Consider the following 24,285-nt stretch of genomic DNA (forward strand, 5'->3'; position numbering starts at 1 on the left):
TATGTAAGCAAAAATAATTATTGGTTATCAACATTATTTATAAAAAGCTGGCAATTTGTAAAAGCCTATCAACCTATCAAAAGCTCACAATGTAGGGCAAAAATTCTTCAATGGGTCTGGCAAATATGGATTAGTTAATCGAAACGTTGTGCGTGTCCGCAAAGCTAATCGGTTGATTAGATTTGGATGATGCTCTTCGAATAATGATTCATGTTTGCCATTCGCTATGGCTGTTGTTAAACCGCTTTCAATTATACTGACAAGATCTTGTCTATCTGAGTGAATATAAAAAACTAAGGGCAGTGGATAGTAGATTAATATAGTTGGTTCTAGTAATAATCCTGCTTTTTCACCGCTAAACTGCGCAAAAATTGATTCTATCTCATTCGCCCCTAAGGCAATGTAGTCAAACTCTTGGTTTAATAAGCGCATAAAAAGATCGTCTAAGCTGCCTTTTTCCGACACATTAAAATCGTTATGCCTAAACAAATCAGCATCGGCCCAAGTGGCAGGAATACCAATAGTCATTTGCTGTAACTGGCGGACACTATTAATGTTGGCAAAACGTTCAGCCTGTTTTTGCGGTATTACCAGTAAACGGTGTCCTAAAACACCTCGGCAAACAGGTATTTCAATAATAGTCGTGGGCTTACCTGAAAATTTTTGATTACCCGCCACACTGACGAGTAAATCACAACCCTTAGAGAAAATATTGCCCTCATCCTCGGCGGCTGGATAATCACATTCATCGACTATAATGTCAGCATCGGTTATGCCTGCTTCTTGCACGCATAAAGACAGTAATTGCTTCTCATAATTGCGCCTAGTTGGCGATTTATTGCCATTCCAAAAATGTATTTTTTTTTCGTTAATTACCATTTTTTGAGCTTCTAGACAAAACCATATCGTGATCCATAAAGACCGATCCTTATCTTTTGGGTGCTGGTGAGTTTTATTCTGGCATACAAAGTCATTAAATATCATTTTGCATGTCATTGAAAGTTTGTTGAGGTAAAAAATAATAAAGGAAATAAGATAGAGGGTGATTGAACTGAGCTTCGGGTAACCGCTAGATCGTTGGCATAGTTGTTATTCCGCTATTTACCCAAAAGCGGCTTACCCAAAAGCGGCTTACCGAAAAGCGCCTTACCCAAAAATCAGTGATAGTTAGTCGCTGAATAACTCAAAAATACATAGATGACGATACATACACAAATGCGTAGGCACACACAAATGAGCCTAAAGTATCTAGTAAACAGGATGTTGAGTGTACAAATCGATAATTTTTATCTCTTCAAGGGTTGATATTACTTGAATATATAAATTAGACTAAAGTATAGCGCCTTAGAATAATCAAATTTGTTCGCTTTATTTGAAATTTAATAATGGTTTAAGGTTCGTCGTACTTTTCAGATTTGCATAAAAAATAAGAGATCAGAATGTTAGCAACTTCAGTGTTTTTCGAAAATATTGACTATATATTTTTCAGATGTAACAGCAAACATATAATAGAGCACTGTAATCCCTTTGCATCAAAGGTAACGGCTTCTCATCAAAAAGTCTTTCTTGGCAGCAGTTTTCTTTCGTTTTTTCATGTTGATGACAAGGAAGATGTGGCTCAAAAATTGACAAAAAAGCAGTCGATTAGTCAACATTATACCCATCGTTTGTGCAAAGCAGATGGCAGTTACTTTTGGATTAAGTGGCAGTTTTATCGAGACGAAAATTCAAGCGAATATTATATAATAGGCGAAGATACTTCTGAATTGAAACGAATTAACTCAGCCTTTACTGCACTTGAAACTGTCACCGATACTGGCTATTGGGAAATTGATTTAGATACAAGCCAGTTGTATTGGTCTGATTATGTCCATCGTATTCACGAAACAGATCAGCTCACTTTCAAACCTAAACTCGATGACGGTATAAAGTTTTATCACCCTGATGCAATTCCAACATTAACTAGTGGATTACAAAAATTAGAAAAAACAGGAGAGTCCTACTCAATTGATCTAAATTTCATTACCAATAAAGGCAAAAATCTAATAGTTAATGCCACTGGTTTTTCGGAAGTGATTAATGGGCGCGTAGTGAGAAACTTTGGAACATTCAAAGATCTCACGATGCAAAAAGAGGATGAAATATTACGACAAGGGCTTGAGCAGCGCATTGTTCTTGCGCTCAAAGCTGCGAAAATTGGAGTCTGGGACTACGATATAGAGAATGACCATTTAATATGGGATGACCGATTATTTGAAATTTATGGATGCAGTCGAGATTCGTTCAAAGGCCGTTTGCAAGATTGGAGTAACTCGGTTTTCCCTGATGATCTTGACGCAGCTGAAAAGGTGTTTGCGCAGGCAATAAAGAGCCATACCTATTTTAACCATGAATTTAGAGTGATCACGGATACCGGCGAAATTCGAAGCGTACTGGGAATGGCAGCGTGTATCTATGATGTCAATAACAACCCAATTAAAGTCACCGGCGTGAATATTGATCTGACGGAATCGAACCGTATAAAAAACGACTTAAAAGCGATTAGTGAACGAGCCCAACATAGTGCTCAATTGGCTGAAAAAATGGCTGAAAAAGCAAAAGCAGCCGATTTACAAAAGAGCGCCTTTTTAGCAAACATAAGTCATGAAATTAGAACCCCAATTTCCGGTGTGATTGGGCTAGTTGACATGTTATTAGACGATGCTGAGGTTAATCAAATAAGTGAAGATAAACGTCAATATTACTTAGGGTTAATTAAAAGTAGTTCACGTCATTTGCTCAGTATTATTACGGATATACTCGACTTTTCTAAAATTGAAGCAGGTAAAATTAGCATCACTAACCAACCATTCGATCTGCTTCAGTTAGTTGAAGAATTAATCAATGATTTTAAACATAGAGCAGCAGAAAAAAGTCTCAAACTTGATTACCTGTCAGCGGGTATGGAGGTAGGTCTGTTTGTTGGCGATCCCCATCGGTTAAAACAAATACTATATAATTTATTGGGGAATGCGATTAAGTTTACCCAAACCGGTACAATAAGCGTTCGTGTTCGACTTAACAAAAAAACACAAGAGCAAGCCAACTTGGTTTGTTCAGTAATTGATACGGGTATCGGCATAGAGCAAGATAAACTGTGCGTTTTATTTGAACCCTTTGAACAAGTAGATTCAAGTGCTAAACGCAGAGCACAAGGCACAGGATTAGGCTTACCTATTTCTCGAAAATTAGTTGAGTTGATGGGGGGGAGTATCAACGTCGATAGCGAATTTGGATTAGGTTCTAATTTTACTATTAGGATCCCGTTCGGTATATATAGCGAATCAAGCCTCACTGATGCACCAGCAAATAAGGGGGATACCGACAATATACCTGGCCACATATTTGAAAGTTGCCATGCTTTAGTCGCCGAAGATAATGACATTAATCAGCTTGTGATCCAGAACTTACTTGCCCAATTGAACATCACCTGTACCTTAGCAAATGATGGTGAAGAAGCGCTAGCGCAATTGGATGGAGAAGCGGCTGGCTTCTACAACTTCATTTTAATGGACTGTCAAATGCCAAAACTCGATGGCTTTGAAACCACACGTCTTATTCGTCAAGATGACAAATATCAACAAGTAAAAAACATCCCCATCATTGCATTAACAGCTAACGCCATGGCGAGCGACAAGGAAAAATGTTTTGAGGCTGGCATGAATGGATACTTATCCAAACCGGTCACTAAATCCATACTCAGCGACAAAATTATAGAGCTATTACAAGACTCAAAAGATACTAATACGTAAATTGCGATAGAAGCTGATTTGTCTCCTTTAAAGCGATGCAACAAGGGCAGTTAAATACAGTGTAAGCGCCCGCAAAGAACTCGTATAAGTTGTTACAGAGAACGCGTGATTTGTTGGTAAATAGAACCGAATAGATATTTATAATAGTCGATCCCATTACAGTGCCTATAATCAGATCAACGATAATGTAACTAAATGAGGGTATCAATGTCAGCGCGTATTCCCAGAGATAGTGATAACGACTACACCCATGAAATGGCAAAAGCCCGTCGCGATTTTGTTAAAGATAAGTGTGACGCGTCATTAGAGAACGTCGGTAGTTACTCATTCGATCCTTCTGTAACAGCTGGTAATATTGAAAACTTTATTGGAGTCGCGCAAGTACCAATCGGCCTTGCCGGCCCTCTACTCGTTAATGGTGAGCATGCGCGAGGGGAGTTTTATGTTCCGATGGCGACCAGTGAGGGTACATTAGTTGCTAGTTATAACCGCGGTATGCGTTTGTTACGCGAGGCTGGTGGTGCGACAGTCACGGTTGTTGATGATGCAATGCAAAGAGCCCCTGTTTTTATTTTTGAAAGCGCTCGTCAAGCTAGAGATTTTGGTTTGTGGATTGAGGTCAACTTTGAGCAAATAAAAGCGGTCGCTGAAACAACCACAAAAACAGGAAAACTGCGAGATATTGAACAATATGCTGCTGCCAGAATGCGATATTTGCGTTTCAATTTCACCACCGGTGATGCCGCAGGCCAAAACATGGTGGGTAAAGCAACTTATGTCGCTTGTGAATGGATAAAAAAGAATTATCCAGACATCAACCGATATATGCTGTCAGGTGCAATGGATACGGATAAAAAACACTCGCAGCTAAATACGCTGCGGACACGTGGAAAGCGAGTCATCGCTGAAGCTATAGTATCAAGTGCGTTAATTGAAAAGGTCATGGGCGTGTCCGCAATGGCGCTTTACAAAGCCAGATCTATTACCCAAGTCGGTAATTTTATGGCGGGTTCAACCAATACCGGTGCCCATTCAGCTAATGGCATAACAGCCACCTTTATTGCGACTGGCCAAGATGTCGCTAATGTTGCAGAATCCTCATCTGCGGTTACCTATGCCGATATTGATGAACAGGGCAACTATTATTTATCCATTACTATCCCCTCATTAATTGTTGCAACCTATGGCGGCGGCACGGGGTTACCTACTCAGCAAGAGTGTTTAAAACTGTTGGGCTGTGAGGGCGAGGGGAAAGTGCGCAAATTAGCTGAAATTATTGGTGCTACCGTGTTGGCAGGCGAGTTGTCGTTAATGAGCGCCGTATTAAGCGGAGACTGGGTAGCCAGTCATGATAAATTAGGGCGAAATGGTAAGGTTCAGCATAGTTCGCATACAAGGTCCTCGGGTACGCTTGAGCGCGACAGTGATGAATAGGTTTGAGCTAATACTTTCATCTTAACAAGACATTATTAATAGTAGTTTTACATCTTTGATGTTATCAATAATGTCATTCGCAATTATATTCAGATTATGAAGACCAAGTCTAATTAAGGGCACTTATGTCGACACAAATTGTACTTCCACGAATTCTTCAAATTGGCGCAGATGCAGCAAGCAAAGTGGTGGAGGTTATTAACAGTTTGGGTTGTTATCGTCCGATTATTTTAACCGATAAAACCATGGTTGAACTCGGTTATGTTCAGGCCCTATTAGCGCAGTTTAACGATTATGAACAATTGCCAGATGTATTTGACAATACAATACCTGAGCCAACAGTTGCCTCAATTATACTAGCGCTGAAAAAAGTCAAAAGCGAACCTTACGATTGCATCATTGCCTTAGGTGGCGGAAGTCCTATTGATAGTGCAAAAGCAGTGGCCGTGCTAGCTATGCTGGGTGGCGAAATGAAAGACTATAAGTTTCCTCATATACAAACGCAGCCAGGTTTACCTGTCATCGCGATCCCCACTACTGCAGGTACAGGCTCTGAAGTCACCAAGTTTACTATTATTACAGACCAAGATACGGATGAAAAAATGCTTTGTGCCGGTCCTGGCTTTATGCCCGCCGCCGCACTTATCGACTACACGCTGACCTTGAGTTTACCACCACGCACCACCGCCGATACTGGCATTGACGCACTAACTCATGCAATTGAAGCTTACGTAAGTAAAAAAGCAAATCTATACAGCGACAGTCAAGCGTTAGCGGCAATGAAGTTGCTTGCGCCGAACTTGCGAGAAGCCTATCGCAATGGAAAAAATAAAGCCTCTAGGGAAGCAATGATGTTAGGTGCTACGTTGGCAGGCTTAGCATTTTCCAATGCATCAGTCGCCTTAGTACATGGAATGAGCCGCCCGATTGGGGCGTTTTTTCATGTCCCTCACGGTTTGTCCAATGCGATGTTATTGCCAAGTGTAACTGCATTTTCGATACGAGGTGCATGCTCGCGCTACGCTACCTGCGCCCGAACTATGGGTATTGCGACAAACGTGGATCCTGATGAGTATGCTTGTGGACTCCTTATTAAAGAGCTACAACAACTTAATGATGACCTTAATGTGCCGACGCCTGAGGATTTTGGTATTGAAAAGGAGGCCTTTTTTGAGGTTTGTGAAACCATGGCCAAACAAGCATTGGCCTCGGGCTCACCGGGAAATAATCCTATTGTGCCTAGCATTGAGGAAATGGTAGCGATTTATCATGGGCTTTGGAACATGTAAACACGCAAATGAAAGCGCTGACTTAGGGAGTCAAGCTTGGTTAATTAATTTGCTAAGCAAAACCAACATCGACTTTATACAAAAACTGACAATTAACCAATATAAGATGACTTAATAAATGATAACACTGGAAACCCAAAATTCAGCTCTCAATAGCCAAGAAAATATCATTATTGTGGGTGGTGGGGCGGGCGGCTTAGAACTTGCCGTAAAACTTGGACGACGTTACAAAAACAAAGCGCGCAAAGTTATTTTAGTAGATAAAAACCGAACACACATCTGGAAGCCACTATTGCATGAGGTTGCGGCAGGGTCCCTCGATCCTGACATAGATGGGGTTGATTATTTGTCGGTAGGTAATAAAAATGGTTTTATTTTTCATTTAGGCAGTGTGGTTGAGCTTGACCGAAAAACTAAAAAAATCACCTTGGCTCCGTTGTTAGACGATGACGGCAATGTGATACTCAATTCACGAGAATTAGAATACGTAAAGCTGGTTTTTGCGATTGGTTCGGTAACCAATGACTTCGGCACAGGGGGTGCTAAAGAACACTGTATATTTTTAGATTCACCTGCAAGTGCTCAAAAATTTCATATTAAGTTACTCAATGAATTTTTAAAATTACAATCTGACGACAACAATCACAGCTTAGAAATTGCTATCGTTGGAGCTGGAGCGACCGGCGTTGAGTTGGCCGCTGAGCTTTATAAAACCTCTGAACTACTTAAGTCATATGGTTATAATCACCTGTCGAGCAACCGACTCAAAGTTACCGTAGTAGAAGCTGGTCCTCGGATATTGCCGGCGCTACCGGAAAGAATTGCTAAGATTACCAAACGGGAGTTAGAGAAATTAGGGGTTGAAATATTACTCGATACAGCAGTGTCTGCAGCAGAAACAACAGGGCTGCATACAAAAGACGGTCGATTTATTAGCAGCCGCATGTCGGTATGGGCAGCCGGCATAAAAGGACCAGATTTTTTGGCCAACATAGGCGGCCTAGAAACTAATCGAATTAATCAAATTGTGGTCACGCCGCAATTAGTCAGTGTCACTGATGAAAATATCTATGCCTTGGGCGATTGTGCTCATTGCTTAATGCCGGATGGTTCTAAAGTGCCGCCGCGTGCGCAGTCTGCCCATCAAATGGCCAGTCATGTATTCAATAATATTAAACTGCTTGATGAAAACAAACCGCAAACCGATTACAAATATGTAGACTATGGCTCCTTAGTTTCATTATCAACCTATTCAACGGTTGGGAGTCTTATGGGTAATCTGACGAGCGGCAGCATGTTTATTGAGGGCCGTTTAGCACGTATTGTTTATATCAGCCTGTATCGAATGCATCAAGTGGTTATTTATGGCAAATTCAAAACGCTGTTATTCATGTTCGCCAGTCGTATTAACAATAGATTACGACCCAACTTAAAATTACATTAATAGTTAGCGTCGTTTACTACACCCTACAAGCTTTAAGGATTTTATGAATTTTGCAGAATTCGCTGCGTCACGAAAAAGTGTTCGTGGCTTTAACAAAAAAGCAGTTTCCAAAGAAATAGTTGACGCAATTATAAATGCCGCCAAATGGGCACCTTCTTCCTACAACACACAAACTTGGCGAGTGCATGCGGTGACTGGCGATGTCTTGGATAAGATCCGCGAGGGTAATACGCAAGATACAATGGCTGGAAAGCCCCATGTCCGTGACTTTCCGTACAAGGAAGATTACGTTGGTGTGCATAGGCAACGCCAGATTGATGTAGCAGTGCAACTATTTGAAGTCATGGGCATAAAGCGAGAAGACAAAGAAAAGCGTATGGATTGGATGATGAGAGGTTTTCGTCAGTTTGATGCCCCCGTATCACTTGTGTTGACTTACGATAAGTCCTTAGAGCCTGCTGGTATTACGCAGTTTGGTTTGGGCTCATTAGCTTACGGCATCGTCTTAGCAGCTTGGGATCTTGGATTGGGATGTGTCATTAATGGCCAAGGTATTATGCAATCAGACGTGGTTCATAAATACGCGCAAATACCAGATACCGAAGCAATTATGATTTGTATTGCACTAGGATATCCGGATGAAAATTTTGCCGCCAATGAAGTACGCTCAGTACGAGTAGATAATAAAGAATTTGTGAGTTATCACGGTTTCTGAATGGGCCACTGGATTTTAGCCAAAGCGTAATCCTAAAATTAGATAAAAAATTGGTCGGTGTTTGCCTACAACAATTGCGGCAACAGCATTACTAGCATCTGCTTAAACATGGTGTGTATGAACAATAATATCAGTCGATCATTCTACCTACTTCTGCCACCCTTTCATTTAAATAGGTTAATCAAGGATGAGTGTTGCTGGCATTGCAGCAAACTCCACAATACAAACATTACCGCCCTAGATTCGAATCATCGCCTCCAAGCGAGTTAACCGCGGGGTACAAAATGCGGCTAACAGCTTTGGGCAAGCACCGAGACTACTAACAAACGTATGAAGTCGGGCCCGGCATAGCTATGTCTCAATCTGCCGCGCGCGGCGCACTGCAATAAAGCTCTTAATGTAGACAAACAGTGCGAACAGACTGACGGCCATCATTACTCCCACTCGAAACACGGCAACCATATCGTCCCGTCCAATAGAGCCTATTAGTGGCATGATTAGCGCTATGGTAATCAGTAGGGTTAACCCAGCAACCGCGTGAGCAACAACTTTGTTTTCCTTTTTAAAAAACGGAATCAACAATGCGAGAACGACGCCAAAAATCACGGGGATCAATATCGTCGTAGAGCGCGACTCTGCTGCCACATTCAGATACGCCCAAAGGCCGAATACCACCAAAACGGCGGAGTTAAAAATAGTTGCTTGATATGGTTTCATTTATTTCTCTCAGTTTCTCAGTGAATGACACAGAGCGGTCCCCAACTCCAAGTGCAACATCCGGATTAGCGAACGCCTGATAGCGCTTCTTGGGTACGTTTCATCAGTTCTATAAACACTTCCAGCGGTGGCTTGAAGCCTAACCGATTTCTGAGCCGTATGTTGAGCTGAATGGCAAAATAATCCAAATAATTTGGACTGAACACAGCCAGATTAGTTCCCTTGAGTGTGCATTAATTGAATGCAGTTGTTTGGACAACCACGTTGCAAGTGTTCGGTGACCATAACGACTATATTTTACTGTATTAACTATATATCAATAGGCACGTCGTAATTAATAAAATATCGATAAAGATAATGCCGGAATGAAACACGTTGGTTAATCCGTCAGATAAAAGCAATTTTTTGGGCCACATCGCAGTAGCGACTCCTTAGTACTTGACCAGCATGAGATAAAAATCGTTTGCCGTAGTCTGCTAGTAATTCAAAAATAACTACTAGGTCCCGCGCAGGTATAGGTTTTAGACATTGCTGCTTTACATTCTTACTCGCACAGCGATTCATCAAATAACAGCTAAAGAGGAAATCAATATCGGCATAAATCGGTTGAAATCTCTACTTAGTTTCCACCTTAAAAATTATATAATATCAAACGTTCTGAACTTGCTACAAAACTTGGTTATAGCAATATTACTGGTTGTTTTAGAAAGTTGGATTCGTTTATCGATAAACCAACTTTTGATAATCAACTGTTATTGAAACTACAATGTATTTTACAAATACCTGATCACGAATATCAATTGGCAATCACTCAGCAGCGGTCAAATATCCAAAATGCTAAGCGATTGTCATTCAAACCATGTATTGAAGCTGTATTCAGTAGTAATGTGACAAGTCCAATAGTTGCGGCTCAGTTCTTTTTAAATATACCCATTCCTAGATTCATAGATACCATGAATTTCAATAATAAAATGCGATACATTTTCGGGGTATATAAAGCTAATTTAGTCGATTTGCTGATACCAAGTTCATCACAAAACAAGAAAACTAAACGAAAGACCTAGAAAAACGTTAGAATACTAGACACCAGCAGAGCGATTTAACCAATATGTTGCGTTGACCTATTGAACACACAGCGGCTTCCTTTAGGATGTTTCGTTCTTCCCTCACGCGCTTTAATTCAGCTTTACGCTTACGGATCTCCTCTTGTTCAGCAGACTGGCTGGCCGGCCTTTTACCTTACTTCGGTTTCTAAGTAAAAAATGTCTACAGATTTAGGGGAAGACCACAAACGTGCCAAATATAGTCGTTCAACCTAAATAATATATACTTAGATTGTTCAGGTTGCGCGCTTGTTGAATACGAATACTACAGCCTTTTTATGGGCTGCTAAATTCCCTTTTACACTAATCCTATTGACAACATCATGTGCGACATTATTGACCATGAAACTGTGAGTTGACACTCCCTGCTCGGCGAGTTTTCGGATAAAGAGTTCTTGTTCTGCGCGCGATATTTCATATTGCCCAAACACGTTAAACGTGAGCGGCATGCCTGTAAAGTCTTGCGCCCACAGTGGCGAGCCAGAATCGCTTTTGGCATCATCCGGGCTTTCAAAGTATTGCGCTTTGCATTCACTCCACGATGAACCGCCGCCTTCGAGCGCGGCAAATACCAGTAGCTGAAATGCTATTTTAGGAGCGTCTTTCTCTCTTGAGCTTCGTAAGGTGGTCGCCGCAGCAAAATAGGCGCCTGTGCTTTCACCGGCAATAGCAAACTTTGCTTTATCAATATTGAGTGACTCAGCATTATCCCAAATCTATTTAACTGTATCGTAAACGTCGCTATGCCCCGCAGGATATTTGAATTCAGGAGCAAGGCGGTAATCAATCGCAATGACCATAGCATCACTTTGTTTGGCTAAATAACGTGATACTTCGTCATGACTATCGAGGCTACCTGCCACCCCGCATGCACCATGCAACATGCACATAAATTATGACAGGTTTACACTTGCCTTCGCTGGGGTTGTATATGCGAATAGGGATACTACGCTTGTTTAATTCAACGCTAATATCTGTTACAGATAACAATTCAAAGCTGGTTTTTTCTGGCTTCAAATATTCTACCTGCGCTCTAAATTGAGCGACACTTTCAGAGGTAGATAGCCACTCAGATTAAGCATAACAGTTTACACTGAAAAATAAGGTTGTGATTAAAAACAAGGAGTGGGTTAGCGTTTTCAATGTCCATTCTCTTTAGTAGAGTGATGCTGGAGGATAGAAAAGATAGTACATATACATATTCTATGCAACAGGTCATGGTTTTATAGGTATTAAGCCTTTCGAACTAATTGATGGTACAGACTTGTCCTTATTTGGTTACGCTTAAACGATGGTCACTAATCACTTTTTGACCTTGTTGCGGCCCCACTGCAATGGGGTAGCTTACCGAAGAGCACTGGAGGTGCTATAAGCTGTTTTCCAATTCACGCAAACGTAGTGTCATGCCAAAATTAATTGGTGCCAAATATATAAACGAATGCTCGATTACTTAATTATCTTTCCATATAAGCTTGCCGTATAAATCCGTTACGCAGGCTCTTTTAACAACAGCAGTTGGGCCCACGATACTCGTTATTTAATAACGCTAAATTTACTTAGTAATTTTTTGTACCATCACAAAGAACATAGGTACAAAAAATATGGCTAAGAAAGTGGCTGCAAACATTCCGCCTATTACCGCAATACCAATAGCATTTTGAGATGCTGCGCCCGCACCAGTCGATATAGCCAATGGTGTTACCCCTAATATAAAGGCCATGGATGTCATAATAATCGGACGAAAACGCTGTTTAGCGGCGGTTGAAACCGCGGTCATAACATCAACCCCATTTGCAACTTGGTCCTTCGCAAATTCAACAATCAAAATGGCATTCTTAGCAGCTAAGCCAACGGTGGTTAAGAACGCAACTTGCAGATAAATGTCATTTGGTAGGTTAAAAATAAAGGCTGCTACAACCGCACCTAATACACCTAAGGGAACAACTAACAAGACTGAAATTGGTACCGACCAGCTCTCATACAATGCCGCTAGGCATAAAAATACGATCAGAAGTGAAATAAGATATAGCTGCGCTGACTGTGAACCTGCGGCTTTTTCTTCATAAGATAAACCAGACCAGGCAACACCAAAATTGCCCGGCAACTGGGCCACCATATTTTCCATCTCTGTAATCGCTTCACCTGAAGATACACCTTGGGCTGGATTACCTTGAATATTGACCGAGGCAATACCGTTGAATCGTTCTAATTTTGGTGAACCATAGGTCCACTGAGTAGTGGCAAAAGCACTAAATGCGACCATTTCACCGCTATTATTTCGCACATACCACTTTTCTAAGTCTTCAGGTACCATTCGGTGTGCGGCATCGGCTTGCATATATACCCGTTTAATACGGCCATTATCAATAAAGTCATTAACGTAACTCGAGCCCCAAGCAATTTGCAATGTGCTATTAATTTCGTTCAGAGGAATACCAAGCGCCGAGGCTTTTTCGCTATCAATATCAATTTTGAATTGCGCAACATCGGCTAAGCCATTAGGGCGAACTCCAGCAAGCTTCGGATTTTGTGCTGCCATGCCAAGTAATTGGTTTCGCGCATTCATTAGCTCTTGGTGGCCAGCCCCAGTTCTATCCACTAGCTGCATATCAAACCCTGTCGCATTTCCAAGTTCTTGTATAGGTGGCGGTAGGATAGGAAACGCAGTGGCGTCTTGAATTTGAGAAAATGCGCCATAAGCTTGGTTAACAATAGCAAATGCACTGTTTGACTCATCTCTTTTGTCCCAATCAATTAAATGTACAAAACCCATGGCAGCATTTTGCGCTTGCCCAGCAAAGCTATATCCAACCACGGTAAATAAGTCAGATGTGACCTCACCGTGAGTGTCTAAAAAGAAATCTTCAGCTTGTTTCACTGACTCAAGCGTACGCTGTGCAGTTGAACCCGGTGGCGTGCTCAGTAGCATTAAAATACTACCTTGATCTTCATTGGGCAAAAAAGAAGTAGGTAAGCGTAAAAAGATAATGACCATGACTCCAACGAGGGCGCCATAAACAACTAGGTAACGTTTAACTCGCTTTGCTATATGGGTAGTTGCGCGCTCATAGCCATCTCTACCTTTGTTAAAGTTGCGATTGAACCAGCCAAAGAAACCTTTGTTTTTATCTTTATTTGGATCGTGTGGTTTTAATAATGTGGCGCATAAAGAGGGAGATAAAATAATCGCGACTAACACTGAAAATCCCATGGCCGATACAATAGTTATGGAAAACTGGCGATATATAGCGCCAGCTGTGCCACTAAAGAATGCCATAGGAATAAATACGGTAGACAAGACTGCGGCGATACCCACTAGCGCTCCAGTTATCTGTGACATTGATTTTTTTGTCGCCTCTTTGGGTGGTAAACCTTCCTCATCCATAATCCGTTCAACGTTTTCAACTACCACAATAGCGTCATCAACCAGCAAACCTATGGCCAATACCATAGCAAACATAGTCAATACATTAATGCTCAAGCCAAAGGCATACAGCACACCAAATGTGCCAAGTAATACAACAGGCACGGCGATAGTAGGAATAAGGGTAGCTCGCCAGTTTTGTAAAAACAGCAGCATAACTAAGAAAACTAACACAACAGCTTCGATTAGAGTTTGCACCACCGACTTAATCGACATTTCAATGAAAGGCGATGAGTCAAGCGGATAGACGACTTGAACCCCATCGGGTAATGTCGATTTCAATTCATCTACTCTCGCTTTTACTCGGGCTATGGTATCAAGCGCATTTGCGCCAGTTGCCAAACTAACTGCCATCCCGGAGGCTGGGCGACGCTTGTAGCGAACAATAACGTCATATGACTCAGCACCAAGCTCTATTCGAGCAACGTCTCGCACTCTCACTTGAGAGCCATCCGTATTAACTCGAAGTACGATCCTTTCAAAATCCTCAACCGTTTTTAGTCGAGATTGGGCTTGTATAGTCGCGTTGATTTGCTGTCCGTCTATCGCCGGCATACCGCCTAATTGTCCCGCGGATACATCGGTGTTTTGCACTGTAACCGCATTGCGTACATCAACCGGAGTGAGGTTAAAACTGTATAGTTTGGCAGGGTCTAACCAAATACGCATAGAACGTTGAGATCCAAATACGCGTACATTACCAACACCGTCTATTCTTGAAATGGGATCGCGAAATTGTGATACCAACATATCGCTAAGATCAAACTGACTTATCTCTTCATTGTCAGAGTAAAAACCAACAACTAAGGCAAAAGCTGCATTTGACTTAGTTACCGTAACACCTTGTTGCTGGACCTGTTGCGGCAGCAGCGAAATGATCCCTTGTACTTTATTTTGAGTTTGTACTTGTGCAATATCGGGGTCGGTGCCCGGTGCAAAACTCAATGTAATTGTCATTGAATTGTTGGCACTGCTTGCTGAGAAATAGCGTAAATTGTCGATGCCCGACAAGCTTTGTTCAATGACCTGCGTTACAGAGTTTTCAACAGTTTCTGCTGACGCTCCGGGGTAGGCCGCGGTAATAGATACCGTGGGTGGCGCCACCTTTGGGTATTGTTCTATCGGCAGAGATGAGATTGCAAGTACGCCAGTTAGCATGGTGATGATGGCAAGTACCCATGCAAAAACAGGACGATCAATGAAAAAGCCAGCCATAAATTGCTTTCCTAATTCGTTTCTAAAATTAAAGTGTGTACCAAGCTGGAGTAGAGCAACTCGAGTGGCGGTTGTTGTTGGTTACTAATTTGTTGTCCAAGGAACCGCGTTTACGTTAGCGCCCGGTTTGACTTTTTGATACCCAGTTACGATAAGTTTCTCACCTGAATCCAAGTTTTTGGTAACGACATAATCTGAACCAATAGATTTTATTGGGTTTATTCTTTTAGCAACGACTACACCGTTAGCATTAACTAAATAGATTATTAGACTACCATCAGGTTGCCGCATAGTGGCGCGCTGAGGTACTAAAACGGCGTCTTTTGAACCAATATGTACCCTTGCTGTAACGAATAAACCCGGTAGCAAAATGCTATTTGGATTCGGCATTACTGCACGCAACGTAATTGCACCTGTACTTTGATCAATAGTTACTTCTGAAAATTTCAGCTGGCCTTGTTGAGAATACAATTCATTGCTGGTTCCATTGACTAAAATGGATACCGGTAAGGCTTCCTGTTGCTGCATTTCACGGCGTAACTCTAAAATTGCAGCGCCAGATTCTTGCATATCAACGTAAATAGGGTTTAGCTGGGTGATGGTAGCGAGTTGCTGTGCTTGATTTCCGGTTACCAAAGCACCTTCGGTCACATATGAACGACTAATTTGGCCGTCTATTGGTGCGTATACTTTCGTGTAATCTACATTCACTTTGGCAACAGTTACTTTTGCTTCAGCCACACTAATATTTGCGTTCGCTTGCTCGTTTTGGGCAATGACATCGTCGAATTCTTGCTGACTAACAGCGTTTCTCGAGACTAAGTCTTTATATCTAGCAGTCTTCGCTTGCATGGTTTTTTGATTTGCAAGGGCACTTTTTACATCAGCATGGGCACTATTTAATTGTGCACTATATCTCGCATCGTCAATTTGATAGAGCTGCTGGCCTTGCTTGACTTGCGCACCTTCTTCGAAGAAGCGTTTTATAATAACACCGTCAACTTGTGGACGAACCTGAGATTGCTTAAAAGGCGTAATACGCCCCGGTAAATCCATTGAAATATCAACGCTTTGCTTCTCTAATGTGATAATAGAGACTGTCTGCGCGGGCTTCTGAGCCGCTCCTTGTGGCCCATTGATGGCGTCAGAACAACCAAAAATAGTGGATGATAGAAACCCCATCATTAAATAGATTCGAAATGTGTGCATATATATAAACCTTGGAAAGAAAAGATGATTAGGCTAGACAAGTACTTATTAATTGATTATCGTAATATACATACATGGATGTATGTTGTCAATTTATCATACTTTTTCGAGCAATAAACGATGTAAAAAAAAACCAATCCCTCGTTTTCATTCAGATGTGTGGAGTAGTTAGTAGTTATGAGAAAAACAAAAGAAGACGCGGATATTACAAAGCAATCAATCTTAGATGCCGCGGTCAAATTATTTAGTGAACATGGCGTTGCTAAGACGTCATTGGAAAAGATTGCAAAAGCCGCTGGTGTAACGAGAGGTGCCGTCTACTGGCATTTCTTAAGCAAGCAAGATATTTTTGAAGCACTGCACGACCAATTGCATTCTCCATTTATACAAATGATCACTGACGGCCTCGAAGCAGTTAGCCCTAATGCAATAGAGCAGTTGCAAGAGGTATGCACTGAATTACTTATCGATTTAGAACAAAATAAAATGAAGAAGAAAATTGCGACTTTATTTTTATTGCGCTGCGATTACTCCGACGAGTTTGCGCAAAGTAAGGATCGATATAATGAAAAGAAGAAACAAAAACACGTGACCCTCTCGCGTTACTTCGACAAAGCAATCAAGCAGGGCGTGCTTCCAGAAAATACCGATTCTATGTTGTTAACGATTGGTATTAGTGCTTATTTACGGGGTATTGCAGTTGAGTATTTAGAAGATCCTGATGCATTTTCAATGCAAGACAACGCCGCAAAACTGATCGGTATGTATTTTGGAAATCTGCATGCTGAGTAGGTATGAGTTCTATAATCTAAGCGACGGGCGACTTCATTTCGCAGTGATCAAAGGGGTGCAATCAAACCGAATCAATCTAATGTCATCATCAGTGACTAACTCTCGCCAAGCTATTATTTCTTTTTGTTTACGCTATGGGCGAGGTATTTTTCTAATAGAGCGTTAAAAATAAATTGCTCTTCCTGGTCAAATACAGAAACTATTTTTTCTTGAGTTTTTACATGCTCCAAAATGACTTCATCAATCAATTTTAAGCCTTTCTTAGTAAGCGCCACGCTGACACTGCGTTTGTCGTGTTTTTTAGTCTTTCTCTTTACTAAAGCTTTCTTTTCTAACTTATCTATTCGGGTTGTCATGGTGCCAGATGTAATGTGCATTTGCTCAAGTAATTCACTTGGGGATAGCGAATGGGGAGGTCCAGCGCGAAGTAGTGTTGCCAAAACGTCAAAGCTAGCGTCGGTCAACTTGTAATGCTCAAAGCTAGTACAAAGTTCACCGTTAATTTCTTTCGTTGTTTGCTGTAAACGCGCAATGAGAGCCATGGGTTTTGTGTTCAAGTCGGGCATTTGTTTTGACCATTGATGAACTTTGTTCTGGACCGAATCCATGCAAATTGTATCTTTTCGTTGTCTTATAAAATTAACATACTGATACTTTATCTTTGCGTCAAGATAAAATTTCAGTCAGGGTCATTTCTTGTCAGATTGTTGTTCACGGTCTTTTTTCTGTTTTTCTTCAAGTTTTTTTAACTTTATAATATCTGCGCCGAGTATGCGCTCAACAGTTTTTCTTCCTAGAATAGCGACGGGAGAGTATGGGTACTTTCGTTTAAAAAATTTTTTAAATGCTTTTATAATGTACATTGCGATATGCGCCTCCCTTAATTTAAATAATGATTCTTGCTAGATATTAATTACCTTGTCTTTACAAATCTCAAATCAGTTTATGAGTTATTGTGACAGAATATATATACCTTGATGTCAAGATAGTATAAATTTATCTTGATGTCAAAGTATTATTTCAGTTTGATTTTTAAGGCCTAACTTACTATTATATGAGTGAAGACGTTACAATCTAGTATGTGATTAGATTGCTGGCCATGATTTTGCCATCAGACCCGCAGTTGATACTATAAATTTTAGAGTCCCTCTTGAATAACAATAAAATGACTACATATTTATTTCTGCAAGGGAGATGGAAACAACTAATGTTAAAGATATTTCTGAGTTTAGTGTCAATATTTGCTGCAAACGCTGCTTTCTATAGCGACGATACTGCGCAATTTGATAAAAACACGTCAGTTATTTCTTGCAGTGCCGATTCTGAAATAGTTGGTATTGAAGACATCGATGATGTCGAGACGGATATTATACCACTTCTTTATGCCCTAACCATTGCCCGTTATGTAAACGTAAACATCCGCTTAGGTGATGTGTTAACTATATTATCAAGCAGCGCTTTATTTCCTATTCGAGCCCCTCCGCACCATTATTAGTAATATTTAGATTTAAAAATTGACTAATATTTTACGATGTCTAAAACTTGCTATTAGTTGTTTTAGCATCTATCCGGTAATAAAAAGGAAGGGCTTTATGAAAATTTTAACACTATATAATACTGAATCTATTGATGAATTAGTTTGGCCAGACGAGAATATATCGATTTCGAAGAACACGCCTGCGCTAAGCATTCTAACCGATTTCCACCAAAATTTGCCTAGAGTAATCGGCACTAATGTTAAGGCGGTAGATGTAGAGGCAATGATGAAACGTGCTCATGTGAAATTGAAGCTAGTGGTAGATAATAATAATAAGTTTGTGGGTCTTATTGGATTACAGGATTTATCGGAAGAAAACGTCCTTAAAAAAGTAAATAAAAATACGCATCGGGACGAACTATTGGTTAGCGACTTTATGCATCCGAGAGAGAGTCTAAAGTGTTTTGATTACGAAGAGCTTATTAACGCCTCAGTGAGCGATGTATTAGAAACACAGAGAAATAACCATCAACAACATTGTCTAGTCATCGACCGTGAAAAACACCAAATTAGAGGTCTTATTTCGGCGCGCGACGTGGCACGTTTAATCAATCGCTCATTTGATATTGAAAAACACCTTTCATTTGAAGCGGTGTTCAAAGAATTAGAAATTTAGGAGAGGTTTATGATGAAAATCGTGTTGAAAATTGTATGTTCCCTTGGTGCCTTGACCTTGTTATCACCGAATGTGCTCGCTGGGCAAAACAATACCTTATTTTTAGGTAAATTAGATTTACGAGCAAAGCAGCCAATTAAAGAACTGAGTCAAATTTCAACTGATTTAGCAATAGCGGATAATCCTCATTTCTTTGATAGGAATCATCTTTACTTTACGCAGGTTTTGGGTACATCAAATGAACTTGGAGCAGACGTGTTTATATGGGACTTATCAAAAAATAGCATGCGAAGTATTGTGCGTTTAAGCACAAATCAACCGGCCCTTGCACAGTCACCAAAGGATTTTGGTTGGTTGGTGGTAAGAGAAAAGGACAACGATCAGAGTGAATTGCGAGCTATCAATATTAACGGAAATCCGGAAACATATTTAGCGCAAAATGGAGGGGGAGTGAATACATCGATAAATGCTCATCAATTTGAAAAATCTAATTGGTACCTTTATGCTCAAAACCAACAAAAGAATCAATTGAAGGCCTATAACACTAAAAGTAAGAAAACGATTGTTGTTAGCCAATTGCCGCAAGGGAGTGAGTATTTTTCAGTAAGTGCAACAGGGCATCTGATCGCTAGTGATGGCAGCAAACTTTACCAGCGACAGGTCATATCCAAAGGCGAATACCTTCAGGCAGAAGGTGACTGGAGCCCAATGAGTATTGAGTCTGAGTTCTGCCAGTCGGGTATTACTAAAACGGCGATTTCACCATACGGTGAGATGATTGCATTAGTATGCTCCAAATAAGGTGTACTAAAATGTAACATCGCTAAGTCACTCGCGGGCGAGTCCCGCGCTAGTGATTACAAGTAAAATTAGCATAATTTTGCACAGTATGACGATCCTAGCAAAGATAATTTTCCCGCTTTTGATAGCATCGCGCCGCATTGCAGTGCCGCACAAAGTAGTTACGCAACGCTTGGAACAAAACCTCTTAGAAATTGCTGTATTGTGGCTATTTTTAATGTCCAGCATGACATTTGTGGCTTATTTAAATGCGAAAGACGTTATTCAGGTGGCAGTTCAGCGCCTTTTTCCAGCCGAAATTTCGACAAAAGCACACATGTTTTGGGTCGCCATTAACTGTCGCGTTGCTCAAAGCAACTCCTGTGCTCACAACACCGCAATGGTTAACAACTAACCTATGCTGTTGGCGTGGGTGGTTCATTGCTGGTAATAGGTTCACCTGCAGGCATTATTGCAATGAGCGAAATAAAAGAGCTTACGTTTTTATCCTATATGCGCTACTTACCGGTGTTGCTACTTGCGTATACTATTGGCTACGGACTCACCCTGGTATTAGCTAGCTACTTTGTTAAGTACGTAGTTGCAAGGCTTTGCCCTAAACTACAACTCACCTTTATTTTTTGTATGTATATCAGCGCATTAACAAGTTATTTTTTGACTTTTAAGGCAGCTTGGCGCGTATTTTGCCTTACAATCCACAGATGCTAGCAAAACTTGAATAAAAACATGAAAAATATAGCCAAAAATTTAGTCCGTTTTTGTACGCAAAAGCCGAAAGTTGTTTATATAATATTGGTGGTTTTAGCATTGCTTTTTACGGCGCAAATACCGCGCATAAAAATTGATACTGACCCAGAGAATATGCTTGATGCAGAGCATCCAGCACGTTTGTTTCACAACGTAGTGAAAACGCGTTTTGCGATGCATGATTCGATTGTCGTTGGAGTGGTCGATACCAGCACCGAAAATGGCATATTCACGCCATCATCACTCACTGACATATATGACATTACGCAGTCAATACTGTCAATTGAAGGTGTTATTTCGGCTGATCTCATGTCAATATCAACCGTCGACAATATTAGCCAATCCGAGTCAGGTACAATTCGTTTTGAATGGATGATGGACAAACCGCCTTCAACTCTTGATGAAAGCGCAACAATTCGAGGTCATCTAGCTAGACTGCCATTGCTGCAAGACACGCTGGTCTCTCAAAACGGCAAAGCAGCAGCCATTTATGTTCCGATTAAAGACAAAAATCAAAGTTATAAAATTGCTGAGCAAATTAGACAAAATATTAGCAAATTAAATGGCAATGCCGACTGGTATATCACTGGTTTACCTGTCGCTGAGGACCAGTTTGGTGTTGAGATGTTTATCCAAATGGGTATTTCTGCGCCACTAGCAGGATTAACGATTTTTATACTGCTGTTTTTCTTCTTTAGGAATATTCCACTTATCATAGCGCCTATGATTGTCGCGATGGCAACCGTGATGATTACGATGGGCGCACTTATAGGCATGGGCTATACCGTGCATATTATGTCCTCAATGATTGCGATTTTCCTGATGCCTATTGCTGTTGTTGACTCAGTGCATATTCTTTCTGAATTTAGTGATCGTCATAAACCAGGGGCAGAGCTTAATGAAACGATTGAAGAGGTAGTTGGGCATTTATTTACGCCAATGCTGTATACCTCGATTACGTCATCTGTGGGTTTCTACTCACTCATGCTGACACCAATACCACCAGTACAGATATTCGGAGGTTTTGTTGGAACGGGGATATTGCTCGCGTTTTTAATCACGATCACCTTCATGCCATCTTACTTGTCACGAATGAACAATGCGTCATTGGAAAAGTTACAATTAGTCATGCATTCCCAGAAAGGTGGCAGTCGAATAGCTAAAATTGCTAAATTTTTAGGTGGTTTTGCACTCAAATTTAAAACCTCGCTAGTACTAAGCTTTGCTGTTGTGTTCGCTATTTCAGTATGGGGAATAACGCAAATTGAAATTAACGATAATCCGGTGCGTTGGTTCAAAAAAGACCATGAAATTCGTGTTGCTGATAAAGTGTTGAATGAAAACTTTGCTGGAACCTATGACGCTTATGTCGTTCTTAGTTCGAGCAACTCCTTACTGTCGCTTGACGATTTACTCGCTAAAGACAAGCCTACCAGTTTAGCAAGTTGGGCAGCAGAGCAGGTCACTCAATTGTCTGGACAACCTCTTAGTGAGCAGTATCAGCAATTGTTAATTAACATTGATGACAAGTTATTTTCAGACGTATCTGATATACAGGCGAGCTATCTCAATACGACATTACAGAACGCGGAGTCAGCGTTAAGCCAATCTAAGGCATTTCAGTCTCCTGAGTTACTCGCGTATGTCGAATCATTACAAGACTATTTAAAAGCATCGGGATTAGTCGGAAAATCAAATTCACTTGCCGATGTCGCTAAAGTGGTTAATAGAGAATTAAGATCGGGTGAGCAAAAGGATTATGTACTGCCTAATTCGCCTCAGGCGGTCGCGCAAACGTTACTGCAATATCAGTCATCACATCGTCCCAATGATTTGTGGCATTTTGTGACGCCAGATTATCAAGAAACGCTAATTTGGCTGCAAATGACTTCAGGTGACAATCAGGATATGAGCAGCGTTATTGCCTTGGTTGACGAGTTTATTAGTCAGCAACCGTTGCCACAAAACATTCAACTACGTTGGGCAGGCAAAGCGTATTTGAACGTTGTTTGGCAGGACAACATGGTTGCAGGCATGCTTGAAAGCCTTATCGGTGCGTTTGTCATTGTGTTCATCATGATGGTGTTACTGTTTCGCTCAGTTGTATTTGGCGTATTAGCTATGCTGCCACTAACTATCACAATCACATTTATTTACGGTCTAATTGGCATTATTGGCAAAGATTATGACATGCCGATAGCGGTATTATCCGCGCTGACGTTGGGCTTGTCGGTTGACTTTGCCATCCACTTCTTAGAAAGAGCACGTGAAGTATTTAAACAAACCAATGATATTAAACAAACCTTTGACTTGATGTTCGACGAACCGGCAACCGCCATTACTCGTAATGCCTTGGTAATCGCATTCGGCTTTACGCCTCTTTTGTTTGCACCGCTTGTTCCGTACATAACAGTAGGAATATTTTTAGCCAGCATTATGGCGATTTCTGCCTTAGTGACTCTGTTAATTTTGCCTGCGGTGATGACCATGGGCAAGCGTATTGTCTTTAAATAAATAAGGAAAGCAAAAATGCTAAAGAAAATATTGAACGTGTTTACTTTGAGTTTACCGCTATTAATAGGAGCGCCCTTAATAGGAGCACCCTTAATAGGAGCGCCCTTAATAGGAGCACCCTTAATAGGAGCGCAGCTAATAGCAGTTCCTCTAATAGCAGCGACTCTAATAGCCGCGCCATTTCATGCTATGAGTGCAGACTTGAGCTCTGTTGATGTAGCAAGCATTGTAAAAAATGCTGAAAAAGCAGCTTATTACAGCGGTAATGACGGTCGCTCGGATGCTAGGATGATGATTGTTGATGCCCAAGACAGAAAGCAAATGCGCCAATTCACCATCTTGCGTCGCGATATTGAAGACAATGGTGACCAGCAAATGATGGTCTTCTTTTCAAGGCCTGCTGATGTTAAAGACACGGTATTTAGAGTTGAAAAACACGTTGATTTAACGGTTGAAGACGACCGTTGGTTGTACCTGCCTGCACTTGATTTAGTTAAACGTATTTCTTCAGGTGACAAGCGTACGTCTTTTGTCGGTTCGCACTTTTTTTATGAAGATGTGTCAGGTCGTGCTATTTCAGAGGATAGCTTTGAGTTACAACAAGAAACTGATGTTGCATATATATTAAAAGCAACTCCTAAAGCGCCTGATACTGTTGAATTTGCACATTATGTTGTGACCATTGACAAAAAGACCAAGCTGCCAATATTGATTAATTTTTTCAAAGCTGACAACACAAACTATCGTCGCGTAGAAGCGGTAAAGATTGAGGAGATACAAGGTTTTCCAACCGTTGTTCGCTCAAAAGTAAGTGACCTTGAAAGTGGTGCTTATACTTTAATGGAGTTTCGTAATATTAGCTTTGACCTAGGCTTAGGCGATGACGTGTTTAGCGAGCGTAGTTTGCGAAATCCGCCGCGTGAATGGTTAAACTAGT

Annotated in this window: 17 protein-coding genes and 2 pseudogenes; 12 read left to right on the plus strand and 7 right to left on the minus strand. The window is 40.9% G+C overall.

The window, feature by feature from the left end:
• Window positions 1-84: 84 nt before the first annotated feature.
• Entirely contained in the window at window positions 85-879 is a 795-nt protein-coding gene (locus tag G399_RS0104510) for a type 2 periplasmic-binding domain-containing protein (RefSeq protein ID WP_006011376.1), read from the minus strand.
• A gap of 560 nt (window positions 880-1,439) precedes the next feature.
• Between G399_RS0104510 and G399_RS0104515 the strand changes: the two genes are divergently transcribed.
• From G399_RS0104515 to G399_RS0104540, 5 genes are all read left to right on the plus strand, one after another.
• On the plus strand, window positions 1,440-3,791 hold the full coding sequence (locus G399_RS0104515; RefSeq protein WP_026843456.1) for a PAS domain-containing protein: 2,352 nt from the start codon (window positions 1,440-1,442) through the stop codon (window positions 3,789-3,791).
• 207 nt (window positions 3,792-3,998) lie between these two features.
• On the plus strand, window positions 3,999-5,225 hold the full coding sequence (locus tag G399_RS20200) for a hydroxymethylglutaryl-CoA reductase (protein ID WP_006011378.1): 1,227 nt from the start codon (window positions 3,999-4,001) through the stop codon (window positions 5,223-5,225).
• A 125-nt stretch (window positions 5,226-5,350) separates the two neighbouring features.
• On the plus strand, window positions 5,351-6,514 hold the full coding sequence (locus G399_RS0104525) for an iron-containing alcohol dehydrogenase (protein ID WP_006011379.1): 1,164 nt from the start codon (window positions 5,351-5,353) through the stop codon (window positions 6,512-6,514).
• A 118-nt stretch (window positions 6,515-6,632) separates the two neighbouring features.
• Window positions 6,633-7,958 (plus strand): NAD(P)/FAD-dependent oxidoreductase, encoded by a 1,326-nt coding sequence (locus tag G399_RS0104535; protein ID WP_006011381.1) that lies wholly within the window; start codon window positions 6,633-6,635, stop codon window positions 7,956-7,958.
• 43 nt (window positions 7,959-8,001) lie between these two features.
• Window positions 8,002-8,673, plus strand: coding sequence for a nitroreductase (locus G399_RS0104540; protein WP_006011383.1), 672 nt, complete (start codon window positions 8,002-8,004; stop codon window positions 8,671-8,673).
• A 351-nt stretch (window positions 8,674-9,024) separates the two neighbouring features.
• Here G399_RS0104540 and G399_RS0104545 read toward each other — a convergent pair whose 3' ends face one another.
• The 4 genes and pseudogenes from G399_RS0104545 to G399_RS0104570 all read right to left on the minus strand — a co-directional run bounded on the left by G399_RS0104545 (window position 9,025) and on the right by G399_RS0104570 (window position 16,341).
• On the minus strand, window positions 9,025-9,390 hold the full coding sequence (locus G399_RS0104545) for a hypothetical protein (RefSeq protein ID WP_006011385.1): 366 nt from the start codon (window positions 9,388-9,390) through the stop codon (window positions 9,025-9,027).
• 1,339 nt (window positions 9,391-10,729) lie between these two features.
• Window positions 10,730-11,383: pseudogene (locus tag G399_RS21495) on the minus strand (alpha/beta hydrolase fold domain-containing protein).
• A gap of 662 nt (window positions 11,384-12,045) precedes the next feature.
• Window positions 12,046-15,132 carry an efflux RND transporter permease subunit gene (locus G399_RS0104565; protein WP_006011391.1) on the minus strand — a complete coding sequence of 1,029 codons (3,087 nt, stop codon included), beginning with the start codon at window positions 15,130-15,132 and terminating at the stop codon, window positions 12,046-12,048.
• 84 nt (window positions 15,133-15,216) lie between these two features.
• On the minus strand, window positions 15,217-16,341 hold the full coding sequence (locus tag G399_RS0104570) for an efflux RND transporter periplasmic adaptor subunit (protein ID WP_006011392.1): 1,125 nt from the start codon (window positions 16,339-16,341) through the stop codon (window positions 15,217-15,219).
• A 177-nt stretch (window positions 16,342-16,518) separates the two neighbouring features.
• On the opposite strand from G399_RS0104570, the gene G399_RS0104575 reads away from it, so the two are divergent.
• The gene (locus G399_RS0104575; RefSeq protein WP_006011393.1) at window positions 16,519-17,133 is read left to right on the plus strand and encodes a TetR family transcriptional regulator; all 615 of its coding nucleotides are present in this window, start codon (window positions 16,519-16,521) and stop codon (window positions 17,131-17,133) included.
• A gap of 113 nt (window positions 17,134-17,246) precedes the next feature.
• Here the strand turns inward: G399_RS0104575 and G399_RS0104580 are convergent, their stop codons facing one another.
• Both G399_RS0104580 and G399_RS22255 read right to left on the minus strand, forming a co-directional pair.
• On the minus strand, window positions 17,247-17,741 hold the full coding sequence (locus tag G399_RS0104580) for a MarR family winged helix-turn-helix transcriptional regulator (protein ID WP_026843459.1): 495 nt from the start codon (window positions 17,739-17,741) through the stop codon (window positions 17,247-17,249).
• A gap of 81 nt (window positions 17,742-17,822) precedes the next feature.
• Entirely contained in the window at window positions 17,823-17,996 is a 174-nt protein-coding gene (locus G399_RS22255; protein ID WP_006011396.1) for a hypothetical protein, read from the minus strand.
• 344 nt (window positions 17,997-18,340) lie between these two features.
• On the opposite strand from G399_RS22255, the gene G399_RS0104590 reads away from it, so the two are divergent.
• From G399_RS0104590 to G399_RS0104620, 6 genes and pseudogenes are all read left to right on the plus strand, one after another.
• Complete coding sequence (locus G399_RS0104590; protein WP_006011398.1) at window positions 18,341-18,628, plus strand: hypothetical protein; 288 nt, start codon at window positions 18,341-18,343, stop codon at window positions 18,626-18,628.
• A gap of 97 nt (window positions 18,629-18,725) precedes the next feature.
• Window positions 18,726-19,286 carry a CBS domain-containing protein gene (locus tag G399_RS0104595; RefSeq protein ID WP_006011403.1) on the plus strand — a complete coding sequence of 187 codons (561 nt, stop codon included), beginning with the start codon at window positions 18,726-18,728 and terminating at the stop codon, window positions 19,284-19,286.
• 9 nt (window positions 19,287-19,295) lie between these two features.
• Window positions 19,296-20,087: a hypothetical protein gene (locus tag G399_RS0104600; protein WP_148277401.1), complete on the plus strand. Its 792-nt coding sequence runs from the start codon at window positions 19,296-19,298 to the stop codon at window positions 20,085-20,087.
• 329 nt (window positions 20,088-20,416) lie between these two features.
• A pseudogene (locus G399_RS22910) lies at window positions 20,417-20,645 on the plus strand (sodium:proton antiporter); the annotation flags it as partial.
• A 168-nt stretch (window positions 20,646-20,813) separates the two neighbouring features.
• Window positions 20,814-23,348 (plus strand): efflux RND transporter permease subunit, encoded by a 2,535-nt coding sequence (locus tag G399_RS0104615; protein ID WP_034896165.1) that lies wholly within the window; start codon window positions 20,814-20,816, stop codon window positions 23,346-23,348.
• A 15-nt stretch (window positions 23,349-23,363) separates the two neighbouring features.
• Window positions 23,364-24,284, plus strand: a complete 921-nt coding sequence (locus G399_RS0104620; protein ID WP_006011408.1) for an outer membrane lipoprotein-sorting protein — start codon at window positions 23,364-23,366, stop codon at window positions 24,282-24,284.
• Window position 24,285 lies beyond the last annotated feature (1 nt).

The organism is Brumicola pallidula DSM 14239 = ACAM 615 (assembly GCF_000428905.1).
In the GTDB taxonomy this organism is placed as follows: Bacteria; Pseudomonadota; Gammaproteobacteria; order Enterobacterales; family Alteromonadaceae; genus Glaciecola; species Glaciecola pallidula.